We start from the raw sequence: 15,731 nt of genomic DNA, 5'->3' as shown, positions 1-15,731 counted from the left end.
AGAGCAAAAAAGTAAAAAGTATAATCTTAAGGTATAATAAGGTAAAGAACAATAAAATACAGCCGATTTTTTAAGGTGGCATTATGATTAAAGAAATTAATGTTACAGAAGCCCTGTCTTTAAATGATGCTCTGATTTTGGATGTGCGTTCGGAAGGCGAATACAACGAAGCAACCATTCCCGGAGCAGTAAATGTTCCCCTGCTGGATAATGTGGAGCGGGCGCTGGTTGGAACAGTTTATAAAAAAGAGGGCCCGGCACAGGCACGGAAATTGGGTTTGGAACTGGTTTCTCCCCGCCTTGCCCGCTGGGTGGAGGCTGTTGATCGCCTGGCCTGCGGCAGAAGAGTAGTTCTCTTTTGCTGGCGGGGAGGGCTGCGCAGTCATTTTGCCGCATCTGTCCTGGATACCATGGGCTTTGCTGTATACCGCATCCTGGGGGGATATAAAGCCTACCGGCGTTATGTTAACTCCTATCTGGGAGTGGAAGAACTGCCGTTGAAAGCTGTGGTCATTCATGGTCTGACCGGGGTGGGCAAAACCGCTTTGCTCCGTCGCCTGGCGGAGGAAGGCCTGCCTGTTCTGGATCTGGAGGGCCTTGCCCGGCACCGGGGTTCAGTTTACGGCAAGATTGGCCTGCCCCCTTCTCCCAGCCAGAAAATGTTTGAAGGCTTTATTGTCCGGGACCTTATGGCAGCAGAAAAGAAGGGTATATTTATTGTGGAATGTGAGAGCCGTCGCCTGGGTAATCTGCTGGTTCCGGCAGTAATATTGAGGGCAATGGAGAGGGGATACCGGGTATTGCTTTATGATACGCTGGAAAACCGTGTGAGGCGCATTTGCCAGGAATATACCCGTGGGCCTCAGCAAAATGTACCGGCCCTGCAGGAAGCTACTTCTGCGCTGGAAAAATATCTGGGGGCTCGCCGCGTGGCGGAGTTAAATCAGTTGCTGGCCCGGGAGAAATTTGACCAGGTTTTTTCTTTTCTTTTAACCAGACATTATGATCCCTTATATAAATACCCGGCTGAACCCAGCCCGGATTATGATTTGTGTGTGCCCACGGCTGATATGGATGAAGCAGTTAGCCGGGTTAAGAGATGGATCATGAGTTTACCCGAGTATGAGCGGGTTAAGGGGGGTGAACTCGATGGAATTGGGGAAAATACTGCAGGAGGCCCGCCAGGCCCGCGGCCTGTCCCTGGAGCAGGTTGAAAAAGAAACGAAGATCCGCCGCAGGTATCTGGAGGCCCTGGAGAAAGAGGCCTTTGATCTGCTCCCGGGGAGGGTTTATGTACGCGGCTTTCTCCGTACTTATGCCAGGTATCTGGGGCTGGATGCCGAGGCCCTGGTGGCTCGGTTGGAAGAAATGCTGCCAGAAGAGGTAGAGCCTGTCGTACGGGCGATTCCTGGAACAGGAGAAAAACTACGTCGTCTACCTCTCGGTAGAGCGGTTTATATAATGGCAGGAATGCTTCTGGTATTCTTGCTCTTATGGGGTGGCTGGTGGATTTTAGGGGGTAGCGGGCATACAGCTCCTGATGATCGAGCGGGAAAACAGCCTGCTGCATTTCAGGGGGAACAGGTAAATGTTCCCGAAAACCGGGTTTCCAGGGACGGTGACCGGGCTAATAATAAGCCGGATGCACCCCGTCCGGAAGATAAGTCGTCGGAAGGAGTTCACCTGGTGCTCAATGTAATCGATGAAACATGCTGGATGAGTGTGATGGTTGATGGCAGGACCATGTTTACCGGTGAAGTAGCCGCCAGCCAGTCCAAATCATTTCAGGGCCGGGAACGTATCTGGATTAAACTGGGTAATGCCGGCGTGGTCAATGTAAAGGTTAACGGCCGGGACCTGGGAGTGCTGGGTAAACGTGGGCAGGTGGTAAGCCGGGAATTTTCCGCTGCCACCCTGGAATAAGGAGGGCTCGGAATGGGGTTTTTCATCTGTGACTCCTGTGGCCGGGAGGTTGGCCTTTTTGATGGCATTCTTTCGTGGCATCAGGAAGGACAGGAACTGGGTAATTTTACCATTACCCACCGCCCCGGTCAATATTGTTTGGGGCAGCCAGGCAACAATGTTTCCCGTGAGCTCTTTCGGGTAGCATCCGTCAAGGGGTACCTTGCTTTCGTTCAGTACCTGTTGACCCGGTGGGGCGAAGGTTACGTTCTTAAAGATTATTCTTCTCTACAAAGGATCATTATTCAGATCAGTTCCCATATTCATGAAGGGATGGCCAACTTGCTGGGCGAATAATCCCGGTTTTCCTCCGGGCGGCCCTTGGCGGGCCGCACCTTTTTTTGACAGGGCCGTTTTTTTTAAGTTATACTTATCGTGGGCTGGTGAGAAAGAAATGTCCTATCGTGTTGGTGTGGTTAGCCTGGGTTGTGCCAAAAATCTTGTAGATACGGAGCTAATGCTGGGACAACTGGATGCTGCCGGGTTTATCATCACCCCCAACCCCCGGGAAGCCGATGTCCTGATTGTCAATACCTGTGGCTTTATTACTCCCGCCAAGGAAGAATCCATTGATCAAATCCTGGATCTGGCCAGGTATAAAAAAGAAGGACGTTGCCGGGTACTTCTGGTAACCGGTTGCCTGGCCCAGCGTTACCCCGGGGATTTGATGAAGGAAATACCCGAAATAGATGCTATTTTGGGTGCCGGGATGGTTAGCCAGGTAGTGGGAACGATCCAGCGGGCCCTGGCTGGAGAGCGGGTTTTGAACGTAGGAGAGCCGCGTTTTGAATATGGCGCAGATCTACCCCGCATCCGGACCACGGGGAAATATACGGCTTATGTAAAAATTGCCGAGGGTTGCAGTAACCGCTGTACTTACTGTGCCATTCCTTCTATTCGCGGTCCATACCGCAGCCGTCCCCTGGAATCCATCCAGCAGGAGGTCGAAGACCTGGCCGCGAAAGGGGTTAAAGAGGTAATCCTGGTAGCCCAGGATACCACTTTTTATGGTCTTGACCTTTACGGGAGAAGGATGCTGGCCCGTCTTTTGCGTTCATTAAACAGGATACCCGGAATTCACTGGATCCGCGTTCTTTATGGCCATCCCGACGGGATTAACGATGAACTTGTTGATGTTTTTGCGTCATGTGAGAAAATATGCCGCTATCTCGATTTGCCTCTACAGCATGCCAGTCCCCCGGTTCTCGCCCGCATGGGCCGCAGTAATGACACTGCCGGGTTACGAGCCTTGCTCCACAGGTTGCGCCGGGATATTCCCGGATTGATCCTGCGCACTACATTTATGGTTGGTTTTCCGGGGGAAAAAGAGGAGGATTTTCAACAGCTGCTCGACTTTATGCGGGAAATGCGGTTTGAAAGGGTGGGAGTATTTAAATTTTGTGCCGAAGAGGGTACCCCGGCTGCCAGTATGGACTGCCAGGTGCCGGAAAATGTTAAAGAGGAGCGTTTCCACAGGGCCATGGCTTTGCAGCAACAAATATCCCTGGAATACAATCGTTCCCTGGTGGGCAGCCAGCTGAAAGTTCTGGTGGAAGGTAAAAAGGGCAATTACTATTCTGGCCGTACTGAAGCCGACGCTCCCGGGATTGACGGCCAGGTTTATTTTACTGCCGGCAGGATTTCTCCCAGACCGGGCGATTTTGTACCGGTTAAGATAACCCTGGCCCGTGAGTACGACCTGATGGGGGAGCTTCCATGAATTTGCCCAACCGTTTAACTCTGGCCAGGATTTTTTTAATTCCCCTTTTTGTAACGGTGGTTTCTCTTCAGGTGCCCTATGGTGATTATCTTGCTGCCGCCGTCTTTATTTTAGCCGCAAGCACCGATGGACTTGACGGCTATATTGCCAGGAAATGCCATCTCGTTACCCGGTTGGGCATGTTAATGGACCCCCTGGCAGATAAACTTTTAATTTCCAGTGCTCTGATTTCACTGGTTGAACTGCATCGCCTGCCCGGTTGGGTGGCTATGATTATAATCGGGCGGGAATTTGCCATTACCGGTTTGCGTTCCTTGATGGCCGCCGAAGGGGTCGTTCTTGGAGCCAGTATTCCGGGTAAACTTAAAACCATTACCCAGATTATCGCCATTGTTAGCCTCCTTTTGCAGGATACTCCTTTCAGCGTAATGCGATTTACTCCTGGTAACCTGGCCATGTGGGTAGCCATTATTTTTACCATCTGGTCGGGGCTGGATTATCTAAACCGGGGCTGGAGTATCTTGAAAAAAGGCGGCTTTTAAGAAAGTGGTTTTAACTGCTGTTTATTTGAAATATAAGATTGAAGGGAATCGGGTATATGCAGTGGTACGGTTGGCGTGTTCCAGTTATCCTGGCAGCATTGGTGGTTGGTCTTTCCTTTTTCTTTGCTGTTCAGTGGCTTTATAACCATTACAATTATCAAGAACCCCTGTCCAGGGTTTTAAGAGCGGAAGAAGCGATCCAGAGTTTTTCTATAGAAAAGCGGGATGGGCTATTTAATATTACCGTGCAGCTTAAAGGTACGGCTGACCTGGGTGAAACTTACCGCAAATTGAAAAAATCCATTGAGGATGTTTTGGGGCGCCATCCTTATACTTTAGAAATAAGAGATAATCGTGATCAGGAATTGAACAATGCCTATTATTACAGCCAGTTTGCCCTGTATGAGGCTCAAGTACGGGGTAATTACCGGGAAATGGTACGTTATATTGAGGAACGCGCGGCATCGGTAGGGGCACAGGCCAATATTTCCCTTGATGATGAAAACATTTATGTGCATATGAAGCACGGGGAACATCATCTTTATGCGGTGGTACCCCGGAGGGTTAATTTGAACCCGGAAACGGCTGATTCCTACCGGTAGAGGCCGGTCCCGTCACCATGTGTATATGGTATAGATTCCCTGAACGGTCTTTAGCCTGTGTATGATATAATAATTAATGTTCTGGACAAATGACTTGCCGGTAAATCAGCTGGTTTGAAGGGAAGGTAGCTCATGTTGAAGGAAATTGGCCTGGGTTTGGTGCTGGCCGGTATCCTTTTCCTGCTTATAAATGGTTATGACGTAACTCCCCTGATCTTTTTGGCTGTAGCCTCGGCAGGTTTATATTATATAGCCCGTTCCCGCGGCCTGCTGGCCCGTAATTTTGCAGGTGAACAGGTGGTTTCCCGGCAGGAGGTATCCTTTGCTGATATCGGTGGCCAGGCGGCTGCCATTCAGGAGTTGCGCGAGGCCCTTGATTTTATAAAAAACTATCAGTATATACAGAAGCTGGGCATCAGGCCATTGAAGGGTATCTTATTAACAGGGCCGCCCGGTACGGGGAAAACCCTGCTGGCCAGGGCTGCAGCCAGCTATACAGATGCTGCTTTTGTAGCCTGCAGCGGCTCGGAATTCATTGAAATGTATGCAGGGGTAGGTGCACAGCGGGTAAGACGCCTGTTTCAAACAGCCCGGGAAAGCGCTTTAAGACAGGGCAAAAAGCATGCTTTGATCTTCATAGATGAAATAGATATCCTCGGAGCAAGGCGCGGGCAAACTACCAGCCACCATGAATATGATCAAACTCTTAACCAGTTGCTGGTAGAAATGGATGGCCTGAAGGTGGATGATAAGGTACAGGTACTGGTGGTGGCGGCTACCAACAGGGTGGATATGCTGGACCCTGCGCTGTTGAGGCCCGGCCGCTTTGACCGCCAGGTAAGGGTGGAACTGCCGGATAAGCAGGGGAGACTGGAGATACTCAAGTTGCATACCAAAAATAAACCCCTGGCAGAGGATGTTTCTCTGGAGGAACTGGCCAAGGAGACCTTTGGCTTTAGCGGCGCTCACCTGGAGAGCCTGGCCAATGAGGCAGCTATCCTGGCTATGCGCGAGGGATGTGAGGCCATCCACCAGCGGCATTTCCATGAAGCGGTGGATAAGGTGATGATGGGCGACCGGTTGGATCGCAGACCTGCTCCGGCCGAATTAAGGCGGGTAGCTATTCATGAAACTGGTCACGCCCTGGTTAGCGAGCTGATTAGAAGCGGTTCCGTCTCCACCCTGACCATAACTCCCCGGGGGCAGGCGCTGGGTTACATGCGCCAGATTCCCGAGGATGATACTTACCTGTATACCAGGGATTACCTGGAGAATCAGATTGCCATTATGCTGGCCGGAGCGGTGGCGGAAGAAATAATTCTTGGCAATCGCAGTACAGGTGCCGGTAACGATTTTCGAGAAGCTACCAGGGTGGCGGAACAGATTATCAGGAACGGTATGTCCCGCCTGGGCGTAGTGGATGTGGACAATCTTCCCGGTGGATTGAGGTACCGTGTACTTACGGAAATCCTGCGGGAACAGGAGGAACGTGTACGTTCTTACCTGAGCGAAAGGCGGGATGTACTGGAACGGGTTTCCCAGTTGCTCCTGGAAAAGGAAAAGATTACCGGCGAGGAATTCCGTAGCTTGATTGACCTGCCGGCTGCATAACGGGGGGAGGTCTTCTTGACCTCCCTGTATTACATTTTTCAGGCCCCGGCAGGTTTTAAAGAGATCCTGGCGAAAACAATATGGAAGGGGCAGGCAGGAAGGGAGAAGAGTGAGGTAATGATCAAATGCAGGCCGAATTAATTTTTACCGGAACCGAATTGCTTCTGGGAGAGGTTTTAAATACCCACGCCCAGTACTTGAGCCAGCAAATGGCAGCCCTTGGGATTGAGGTCATTTTACATACTACTGTGGGTGATAATTGGGACCGGCTGGCAGAAGCTTTTGAGATTGCCCTGCGGAGGGCGGATTTAATTGTTATTACCGGCGGCCTGGGTCCCACCAGCGATGACCTGACCAAGGATATTGTTGCCCGTGTACTGGGTTTGCCCATGCTACCTGACGGGCAAACTCTTCAGCTGCTGCGGGAATTTGTGGACCGGCGGGGGTCTTCTCTATCCGAAAGTATGGCGCGGCAAGCCTATTTCCCCGCAGGAGCCAGGGTTTTACCCAATCCTGCGGGAACTGCCCCGGGTGCCCTGCTGGAATATCAGGGCAGGATAATAATCCTTCTCCCTGGTCCGCCGCGGGAATTAAAGGCCATTTTTGAAGCTTCCGTTGTTCCCTACCTGATTTCGCTGGGGAACAGGGGTATGGTTACCCGTACCAGGTTGCTCAAGATAACCGGTATTTCGGAATCAGAAGTTCAGGAACGTATAGGTAACCTGGGAGGGCAGGGTAACCCCGGAATAGCATACCTGGCCAAGCCGGGTGAGGTTCATGTGCGAATCAGTGCTCAAGCTCCCAGTGTTGCCGTTGCTGACCGGATGATCGATGAATTGCTGGAGAAAGTACGGCAACGGTTGGCCGACTACGTTTTTGGAATGGATGACGAGGTTCTGGAAGAAGTGGTGGGTAAATTACTGGTTAAAAAGGGCCTGACCTGTGCCCTGGCAGAATCCTGTACCGGAGGATTGGTAGCCGCGCGTTTAACCTCCATACCGGGTAGTTCTGCCTATTTTTGGGGCAGCGTTGTAGCTTACGATAACCGGGTTAAAGAAAAGGTTCTGGGAGTTCCGGCCGGGGTTCTTGAAACCCACGGAGCTGTTAGCCGGCCAACAGCCATTGCCATGGCTGAAGGAGTAAGAAACCTTATGGGCACGCATTTGGGTTTATCCATTACCGGTATTGCCGGGCCTGGCGGAAGCACACCGGTGAAACCAGTGGGCCTGACATATATTGCTCTGGCTACCGCAGAAGGAACTACCTGTCAGGAATTTCATTTCCCCGGCCATCGCCAGGCAGTAAGGCAGGGTGCAGCTAACGCTGCCCTGAACATGATCCGCCTGCATTTACTGGAGCAGCTTAAGGCAGGGAATTGAGAAGGGCCATTGAGGCTACACCCGCCAGCAGAGTAAAAAGTAAACTTCTGGTTTTAACGGCCACTCCAAAAGCAGGAATGGCAGCTATTAAATTTTTATTCTCCGGCGTGAGTACCAGTATATCTCCCTTGAGAAATATTTCCGGAGCAACCAGGGCCGCCAGAACAGCTACCGGCACATAACCCAGCCACCTGATCCAGGATGGGGGAATCCGGAACCGGCTGAGAAGTAAAAGCGGGGTTACGCGAAACAGGTAATTTGCGGCAGCTATAACCAGGATGATTATCCAGACGGTTTGTTCCATTTTTCCATCAGCACTCCTATGGTAGCAGCAAGAACGGTAGCCAGTATGATATTCCAGCCTCTACCGAGCATGGTGGCGGCAGTAATCGAAATCAGCCCGGCCAGGCAGGCTACCGCAATGGTAATATTATTTTTTAATTGCATGATTAAAAGGCAAATAAACATAGCCGTAAGGGCAAAATCGAACCCCCACCTGGAGGTATCACCGAGCAGGGCACCCATAAATCCGCCCAGCGCACTGCCGCCTACCCAGGCCAGGTGAGAGGTGATGAACAGCCCGCTCAGGTACCACCTGGTGGGTGGGGGTTCGCCTGTCCGGCTTACTGCTACAGCGTATGTCTCGTCAGTAAGTCCGTGGGCGAGGAATGAAAGGACAGGGGCTGCCATACGGGGAAGATAGGGTGCCAGGGAGGCACTCAGGAGGATCAGCCGGGAATTAACCAGTAAAATTGTGGCTATGATGCCGGGCGGGGTAGCACCGCTGCCCAGCATACTCACAGCAATAAACTGGGCCGAGCCGGAGTAAATCATCAATGACATGGCCACTATCTGGTCCAGGGAGAGATTGCTGGAACGGGCCAGTACTCCAAAGGTCATGGCCAGGGGGAAGTAACCCAGTACAATGGGCAGGGCATCTCTGGCTCCCAGGAAAAAATGATTTTTGTTCATTTATCTGCCTGTTCTCCTTTCTCACCTTTATAATAATAATTCATCTGCCCGGTTTTGACCAGGGTCTCCGGGCAGGTCCCGTGTTATTACTTTATTTAATAAGGGTGGTGCATTTATGTCTAGTGAGAAATTAAAGGTCCTGGAAGCAACTCTCAGTAAAATTGAGCAAAATTTTGGCAAAGGGGCTATTATGAGGCTGGGGGAAACTGCCAGGCTTAGCGTGGAAGTTATCCCTACGGGTGCCCTGTCCCTGGATATTGCTCTGGGGGTGGGTGGAGTACCCCGGGGCAGGGTGGTGGAAATCTTTGGTCCGGAATCTTCAGGTAAAACCACTGTGGCGCTGCATATTATTGCGGAGGCTCAAAAGGCCGGTGGAATAGCTGCTTTTATTGACGCGGAACACGCCCTGGATCCGGTTTATGCCAGGAACCTGGGGGTAGATATTGATAACCTGCTGGTATCCCAGCCTGATACCGGTGAACAGGCCCTGGAAATCTGTGAGGCGCTGGTACGGAGCGGTGCCATTGACGTGGTGGTTATCGATTCGGTGGCAGCCCTGGTGCCAAAGGCGGAAATAGAAGGGGAAATGGGCGAACTTCAGGTGGGATTGCAGGCCCGTTTGATGTCCCAGGCTCTGCGCAAGCTGACCGGTGCTATCAGTAAATCCCGTACTACGGCTATTTTTATTAACCAGCTGCGGGAAAAAGTGGGAGTGATGTTTGGTAACCCCGAGACCACGCCCGGCGGCAGGGCGTTGAAGTTTTATGCCTCGGTGCGCCTGGAAGTGCGTAAGCTGGAGGCTTTGAAGCAGGGGTCAGAAATTATCGGATGCCGCACCAGGGTAAAAGTGGTCAAAAATAAGCTGGCTCCGCCCTTTAAACAGGCGGATTTTGATATCATGTACGGGATGGGGATTTCCCGGGAGGGGACGCTCCTGGATCTGGCCACGGAAATGAAAATTATCAGCAAGAGTGGTACCTGGTACTCTTATGGTGAAGAGCGGTTGGGACAGGGTCGGGAAAATGTAAAGGAGTATTTGCGCGAGCATCCAGAGGTTGCTCATGAAATTGAACAGAAAATTCGCCAGCAGTTGCAGATTGGCGGTATAAAAATGCCTTCGGCCGAGGACCCCAGAACGGGGGAGGAAAGTATTTAAAGCGGGTTATGCTTCATGGCGGATGATTTTACCCATCCCTTCGGACAATCTATTTTGCCGTGCATATTGGGTAACCGGTCATACTGCCCGTTACCAGTGAGCAGGGTCAACCTTGACATTCTTTAATAAAAAATATAGAATTAACGTTGGGAGAAAATAGAATTGGTTACTACTGGTGCGGGCTTGAAATAGATACAACCTTCTCCAGGAAGGGATATAATCCTGAATTGTCCTCTGCAATGGGGGAGGGGGGCTCTTTTTCTGCCCGTAACCGAAGAAGAAGGTAGTACCGATTCTTTTTCTACCGAGGTTGACTCGGTCTTTTTTTTGTACGCCTGTTTCAATTACAACAGGTAAATGATCTGAAGCCGTACTGGCTGTAAAAGATGGGTTAAGGAGGTGAGATTAATTGCAGACTATAACAGTGCTCCTGGTTGTTACAGGCACGGCACTGGTTGCTTTTGCCGCAGGATATTTTGTCCGCAGGTATCTAATTGAGGCCAGGCTTGCTTCGGCTGAAGCTGAAGCAAAGAAAATAATAGAAGAAGCGGAAAAGGCTGCTGAGGCCAAAAAGCGGGAAGCTATCCTTGAGGCTAAAGAAGAGGTGTTGCGGTTACGGAACGAAATGGAGAGGGAAAATAAAGAGCGTCGTTCCGAATTGCAACGCCTGGAACGGCGGCTGTTGCAGAAGGAGGAAACCCTCGACCGCAAAATCGAATCCATCGAACGCAAGGAAGAAGCTCTCAATCGCAAGGAAGCGGAAATTGAGAGTTTGAGGTCGCGCCTGAATGAAATTTATCAACAACAGGTTAGCGAACTTGAACGGATCTCCGGGCTTACCTCGGAAGAAGCACGCCAGCAGCTTCTTGCTGGCATTGAGAAGGAAGTGCAGCACGAGGCCGCCCTGATGATTAAGGATGTAGAAAATAAAGCCCGGGAGGAAGCGGAAAGACGCGCCCGGGAGATAATTTCCCTGGCCATACAACGCTGCGCTGCAGATCACGTCACTGAAACTACAGTGGCGGTTATTCCCCTGCCCAGCGATGAAATGAAAGGGCGCATTATTGGCCGGGAAGGGCGTAATATCCGCGCTTTTGAGACTCTCACCGGGATCGACCTGATAATTGATGATACTCCTGAAGCGGTAATTTTATCTGGATTCGATCCTATCCGGCGGGAGATTGCCCGGATCGCCCTGGAAAAACTCATCATGGATGGGCGCATTCATCCTGCTCGCATTGAAGAAATGGTGGAAAAAGCCCGTAAGGAGGTGGAAGCTCAAATCCGTGAGGCGGGAGAGCAGGCCACCTTCGAAACCGGGGTGCATGGCTTGCATCCTGAACTGATTACCCTTCTGGGTCGTTTAAAATTCCGCACCAGTTATGGGCAAAATGTCCTCAAGCACTCTATAGAGGTTGCCCATCTGGCCGGATTGATGGCTGCTGAACTGGGTGTTGATCCGCAGATTGCCAAGCGGGCTGGTTTACTGCATGATATCGGTAAAGCAGTGGACCACGAGGTAGAGGGTCCCCATGTCTCTATTGGTGTGGAGCTGGCGAAAAAGTATCGTGAACACCCCGAAGTGATTAACGCTATTGCTGCCCACCATGGGGATCAGGAAGCACAGTCCATTACGGCGGTGCTGGTGCAGGCGGCTGATGCCATATCTGCAGCCCGCCCGGGGGCCAGGCGGGAAACCCTGGAGGCTTATATTAAAAGGTTACAAAAACTGGAGGAAATAGCTGGCTCCTTTGAAGGTGTGGAAAAGTGTTATGCCATCCAGGCCGGGCGGGAGATCAGGATTATGGTAAAACCGGATAAAGTTGACGATCTGGGAGCCATCCGCCTGAGCCGGGAGATAGCCAGGAAAATTGAGAAGGAACTGGACTATCCAGGTCAGATTAAGGTGACTATAATCCGGGAAACCCGGGTGGTGGAGTATGCCAAGTAATAACCCCGTCAGGGGTTTTTCCTTTTATGGAATAAAATTTTTTGGGACTAACTCGAAAGAAAAGCAGGAACTTAACCGCTGAAACCGAATTAAAACGTATTGCTTGGTATGAGGGAAAAAGGAAGGTGACTTCTTTGGTTACAGGTAGGGAAGACGTTACGGATAGCGTGGGGTTGTTAATTTCCATACTGGTACGTTATCCCGAAGTGGCTACCATTAATTTTGACCCCGGCAGGCAGGTTTTGAAGTTTAATTTCATTGTATCCCGCGTTCTCAACCGCAGGGAGTTGACAGATATAAAGAAACGACTGCTCGACAGTATAGAGGTTTTCAGCATGCTGGAAGGAAAACAAACCCGCATTAGCCATATTAGTCATCAAATCTGTGACCACCTGACCATGATTGAGGTTCAGCGCGACGTGGAAACGCTGGTTCAGGAAGAAATAGCTCTGATTGTACAGCTTTTGCGCCAGCTTCTCGATGACAACCTGGTTGCCGAAGCCAATGATTCCTTCTTTGAAGAAGATCTGTTGATCCAGGAGGAAATTATTGAACATATGCTCGACAGTATGCGCGTAACTGCCGAAGACAAGCCGCTTTTCGCTTTTCGTGAAGGCGGCCGTGTTCTGGTTTTTAACAAGTAGGCAGGGGGAAAATTCCAGTGCGTTTGCTTTTTATTGGTGATATTGTAGGGCGCCCCGGCAGGCGGGCTTTAAAGGAAAACCTGCCCGGTTTACAACGGGAGCTGGATATAGATTTTGTTGTGGCCAATGGTGAAAATGCTGCCGGGGGCAACGGTATTACCCGGGAAGTGGCCAGAGAACTTCTGGCCAGCGGTATTGATGTTATTACCATGGGTAATCACGTGTGGGATCATAAGGAAATTTTTGAGCTTATTGAACGGGAAAAAAGAATTTTACGCCCGGCCAATTACCCGCCCGGGGTACCGGGAGTTGGCCTTGGTGTGTTTGAAACAAGGGGTGGCGTTGAAATTGTTGTTTTAAACCTGGCCGGGAGAGTCTTTATGCCGGAGCTTGATTGCCCTTTCCGCGTGGCAGATCAGCTGCTGGAACAGCTGGGTGATTCCCAAAAGGTAATCCTGGTGGATTTTCATGCTGAAGCAACTTCGGAAAAAATGGCCCTGGGCTGGTATCTGGCCGGGCGGGTATCGGCAGTTTGCGGCACCCATACCCACGTCCAGACGGCCGATGAACGTATTTTACCCGGCGGTACAGCTTATATTACCGACGTGGGCATGACCGGTCCCCGGGATTCAGTAATAGGTGTCAAAAAGGAACTGGTCCTGAGCAAATTTCTTACTCAATTACCCCGCCGGTTTGAAGTGGCCTCCGGTCCATACCAGTTTAACGCTGTGGTTATTGATATTGACGATGAGACCGGCGAGGCGCGGCAGATAAAGCGGATTCAAAATTATGAATAATCAAACAAGTGATAAAAAAAGATCGCGAAAGGGTGCAACGTAAAAAAGGAATTTTTTTGACCTTAGCGAATATATAACTTATAACTGTAGCAGTTGCCGGAAAATATTTTCAGAGAAGAAGGAGGTCTTTAAAAGGATGGAAGTATTAAAAGTTTCAGCAAAATCCAACCCCAATTCTGTCGCTGGAGCTCTGGCCGGAGTTCTCCGTGAGCGTGGCTGCGCGGAAATACAGGCCATTGGTGCCGGTGCCCTTAACCAGGCCGTAAAAGCAGTAGCCATTGCGCGGGGATTCGTTGCACCCCATGGAATGGATCTGATCTGCATACCTGCCTTCACGGATATTATAATTGATGGTGAAGAGAGAACGGCTATAAAGTTAATAGTTGAACCAAGATAGAGACTAAAACAAAATTTTTTTGCAGGCGGCCTGTTTATTCTATGGAATGAATAAACAGGTTTTTTAGTTTGAGCGGAGAAAAAATATAAGTTTTCCATAGGAGTGAAAGTGGTCGATGGACTGGTTATCTTTACACCACCAGAGCGTGGTGGTAGATGCTCATTGTGACGTGCTTACAGCAATGGAGGTGCAGAACCGGCGGTTAAATGAGGCAGGAAAGGGCGGGCACGTGGACCTAGAACGCCTGCGCCGGGGAGGAATTGATCTCCTGTTCATGGCTGCCTTCATTGCCCCGGCTTACCGGGAGCGGGCCGTGGCCAGGGCAATGATCCTTATCGACCGTTTTTATAGTGAACTGGAAGCTAATGGGGAAGAATTGATGATGGTTACCTGTTATGAGGATATTGCTGCCGCCCGAGCAGCAGGTAAGGTGGGCGTTCTTTTAACCATTGAAGGGGGAGAGGCTTTGGGTGGCAGTCTTGAGGTGCTGCGCATTTTATACCGCCTGGGGGTGAGGAGCATCACCCTTACCTGGAACGGGCGCAACGAGCTGGCTGACGGGGTGGCCGAAGAGGGTACCAGAGGGGGGCTGACGCGTTTCGGCCGGGAAGTGGTCCGGGAAATGAACCGGTTGGGAATGCTGGTGGATGTCTCCCATCTCTCTGAAGCCGGTTTCTGGGATGTGCTGGAGGTATCAAGCCGGCCGGTGGTTGCCACCCACGCCAACAGCAGATATATCTGCGATCACCGCCGCAACTTGAGCGATGAGCAAATCCGGGCCCTGGCCGCTCAAGGGGGGGTCATAGGGTTGTGTTTTTACCCTCCATTTGTTCATCCCACGCAGCCGTCTTTGAGCAAGCTGCTGGATCATCTCGATCATATGGTACAGGTGGGTGGTATAGGTTGCGTGGGAATAGGCTCGGATTTTGATGGTATTGAGGAGGCTATTCCGGAATTGAAGGATGTATCCTGCCTCCCTCTTTTAACCGAAGCTTTATACCAGCGGGGGTACCGGGCCGAAGAAATTTCTGCTATCCTGGGTGGAAACTTCTTGCGGGTGCTGCACCAGGTTCTGCCCGGCAGGCAGGAACAATCCCCGGCAATGTCGAATGAGGTGAAATGATGCCCTGTGACCTGCACGTACACACCAGCGCTTCTGACGGTACCGACGTTCCTGAGAAGGTAGTAGAGGATGCGTACAGGGCGGGGCTGTCTGCCCTGGCCATTACGGATCATGATACCGTGGATGGAATTCCTCCTGCTCTGGAAGCGGGTAGAAAACTGTCGATTTGTGTACTTCCGGGAGTGGAGTTCAGTACCGAAGAAAATGGCCATGAGCTGCATATCCTGGGCTACCTTTTTCAGCTTGATCATCCCGAGTTGCTGGAAAAGCTGGCTTTTTTCCGTCAGACGCGGTTAGAGCGCGTGGTAAAGATGGTGGAGCGGCTGCGCAGGCTGGGAATTCCGGTAGAGCTGGAACAGGTTCTGGAGCTGGCCGGTGAAGGGGCTGTAGGGCGTCCCCATGTAGCCCGGGCGCTGGTTCAGATAGGGGCTGTAGCTACGATAGGGGAAGCATTTGAAAAATATATTGGTAAAGACAGGGTGGCTTACGTACCCAGGTATAAACTGGCTCCACGGGAAGCAATAAACTTGCTTCACCGGGCGGGCGGAGTAGCCGTGCTGGCCCATCCGGGGCTGACCCGCTGTGATTATCTTATCCCCCGCCTGGTTGAGCATGGCCTCCAGGGTCTGGAAGTCTATTATCCTGCCCATTCCCAGGAGATGGTATGGTACTATGAAAAGCTCTGCCGTCGCTACCACCTGGTGGCCACCGGAGGCTCTGATTACCACGGTTCAGGTCACCGTGAACACGGCTGCCTGGGGGCATCCACTGTTCCTGATGAAGTAATATGGTCATTAAAGGAACTGGCCGGGCAGCAGACGGGCCCGGCAAATATTTAGCCAAAGGCCAGGAATTGCTTTTTGAAAAACATTTTT

General features: G+C 51.2%; 17 protein-coding genes. 15 read left to right on the top strand and 2 right to left on the bottom strand.

All coding sequences use genetic code 11. The annotated features are described in order from the left end of the window. Positions 1-83: 83 nt before the first annotated feature. The 8 genes from mnmH to BR83_RS0100370 all read left to right on the top strand — a co-directional run bounded on the left by mnmH (position 84) and on the right by BR83_RS0100370 (position 7,816). Positions 84-1,214, top strand: coding sequence for a tRNA 2-selenouridine(34) synthase MnmH (gene mnmH / locus BR83_RS0100410; RefSeq protein ID WP_027355415.1), 1,131 nt, complete (start codon positions 84-86; stop codon positions 1,212-1,214). Beyond that, a complete protein-coding gene (locus tag BR83_RS0100405; protein ID WP_027355414.1) occupies positions 1,150-1,923 on the top strand; it encodes a helix-turn-helix domain-containing protein in 774 nt (257 codons plus the stop codon). The genes mnmH and BR83_RS0100405 overlap by 65 nt, the downstream gene beginning before the upstream one ends. 12 nt (positions 1,924-1,935) lie before the next feature. Next, complete coding sequence (locus BR83_RS0100400) at positions 1,936-2,259, top strand: hypothetical protein (protein ID WP_027355413.1); 324 nt, start codon at positions 1,936-1,938, stop codon at positions 2,257-2,259. A 97-nt stretch (positions 2,260-2,356) separates the two neighbouring features. Next, positions 2,357-3,682 carry a 30S ribosomal protein S12 methylthiotransferase RimO gene (rimO, locus tag BR83_RS0100395; RefSeq protein ID WP_027355412.1) on the top strand — a complete coding sequence of 442 codons (1,326 nt, stop codon included), beginning with the start codon at positions 2,357-2,359 and terminating at the stop codon, positions 3,680-3,682. Beyond that, complete coding sequence (pgsA, locus tag BR83_RS0100390) at positions 3,679-4,224, top strand: CDP-diacylglycerol--glycerol-3-phosphate 3-phosphatidyltransferase (protein WP_027355411.1); 546 nt, start codon at positions 3,679-3,681, stop codon at positions 4,222-4,224. Before rimO ends, pgsA begins: the two co-directional genes overlap by 4 nt. Positions 4,225-4,280: 56 nt before the next feature. Continuing rightward, positions 4,281-4,826: a hypothetical protein gene (locus BR83_RS0100385; RefSeq protein WP_027355410.1), complete on the top strand. Its 546-nt coding sequence runs from the start codon at positions 4,281-4,283 to the stop codon at positions 4,824-4,826. A 132-nt stretch (positions 4,827-4,958) separates the two neighbouring features. After that, positions 4,959-6,437 carry an AAA family ATPase gene (locus BR83_RS0100380; RefSeq protein WP_027355409.1) on the top strand — a complete coding sequence of 493 codons (1,479 nt, stop codon included), beginning with the start codon at positions 4,959-4,961 and terminating at the stop codon, positions 6,435-6,437. A gap of 125 nt (positions 6,438-6,562) precedes the next feature. Next, positions 6,563-7,816 carry a competence/damage-inducible protein A gene (locus BR83_RS0100370; protein ID WP_027355408.1) on the top strand — a complete coding sequence of 418 codons (1,254 nt, stop codon included), beginning with the start codon at positions 6,563-6,565 and terminating at the stop codon, positions 7,814-7,816. Here the strand turns inward: BR83_RS0100370 and BR83_RS0100365 are convergent. Both BR83_RS0100365 and BR83_RS0100360 read right to left on the bottom strand, forming a co-directional pair. Continuing rightward, complete coding sequence (locus tag BR83_RS0100365; RefSeq protein ID WP_027355407.1) at positions 7,800-8,120, bottom strand: AzlD domain-containing protein; 321 nt, start codon at positions 8,118-8,120, stop codon at positions 7,800-7,802. The two genes, BR83_RS0100370 and BR83_RS0100365, sit on opposite strands and share 17 nt — an antisense overlap. Next, positions 8,099-8,788 carry an AzlC family ABC transporter permease gene (locus tag BR83_RS0100360; RefSeq protein WP_027355406.1) on the bottom strand — a complete coding sequence of 230 codons (690 nt, stop codon included), beginning with the start codon at positions 8,786-8,788 and terminating at the stop codon, positions 8,099-8,101. The genes BR83_RS0100365 and BR83_RS0100360 overlap by 22 nt, the downstream gene beginning before the upstream one ends. Before the next feature lie 115 nt (positions 8,789-8,903). Here BR83_RS0100360 and recA point away from each other — a divergent pair, with 115 nt between their 5' ends. The 7 genes from recA (at position 8,904) to BR83_RS0100325 (ending at position 15,695) form a co-directional block, all read left to right on the top strand. Next, positions 8,904-9,944: a recombinase RecA gene (gene recA / locus BR83_RS0100355; RefSeq protein WP_027355405.1), complete on the top strand. Its 1,041-nt coding sequence runs from the start codon at positions 8,904-8,906 to the stop codon at positions 9,942-9,944. A 409-nt stretch (positions 9,945-10,353) separates the two neighbouring features. Beyond that, positions 10,354-11,895 (top strand): ribonuclease Y, encoded by a 1,542-nt coding sequence (rny, locus tag BR83_RS0100350; protein ID WP_027355404.1) that lies wholly within the window; start codon positions 10,354-10,356, stop codon positions 11,893-11,895. A gap of 134 nt (positions 11,896-12,029) precedes the next feature. Then, on the top strand, positions 12,030-12,539 hold the full coding sequence (locus BR83_RS0100345; protein ID WP_027355403.1) for a hypothetical protein: 510 nt from the start codon (positions 12,030-12,032) through the stop codon (positions 12,537-12,539). Between the two features lie 17 nt (positions 12,540-12,556). Next, positions 12,557-13,336: a TIGR00282 family metallophosphoesterase gene (locus tag BR83_RS0100340; RefSeq protein WP_027355402.1), complete on the top strand. Its 780-nt coding sequence runs from the start codon at positions 12,557-12,559 to the stop codon at positions 13,334-13,336. A gap of 136 nt (positions 13,337-13,472) precedes the next feature. Beyond that, the gene (locus BR83_RS0100335; RefSeq protein WP_013823423.1) at positions 13,473-13,733 is read left to right on the top strand and encodes a stage V sporulation protein S; all 261 of its coding nucleotides are present in this window, start codon (positions 13,473-13,475) and stop codon (positions 13,731-13,733) included. Between the two features lie 115 nt (positions 13,734-13,848). After that, positions 13,849-14,856, top strand: a complete 1,008-nt coding sequence (locus BR83_RS0100330; protein WP_027355401.1) for a dipeptidase — start codon at positions 13,849-13,851, stop codon at positions 14,854-14,856. Next, complete coding sequence (locus BR83_RS0100325; RefSeq protein ID WP_034634156.1) at positions 14,856-15,695, top strand: PHP domain-containing protein; 840 nt, start codon at positions 14,856-14,858, stop codon at positions 15,693-15,695. Before BR83_RS0100330 ends, BR83_RS0100325 begins: the two co-directional genes overlap by 1 nt. Positions 15,696-15,731: the final 36 nt, after the last annotated feature.

The sequence above is a fragment of the Desulfofundulus thermocisternus DSM 10259 genome, from assembly GCF_000686645.1.
GTDB classification, from domain to species: Bacteria; Bacillota; Desulfotomaculia; order Desulfotomaculales; family Desulfovirgulaceae; genus Desulfofundulus; species Desulfofundulus australicus.
This window is presented reverse-complemented; position numbering and strand designations above follow the sequence as displayed.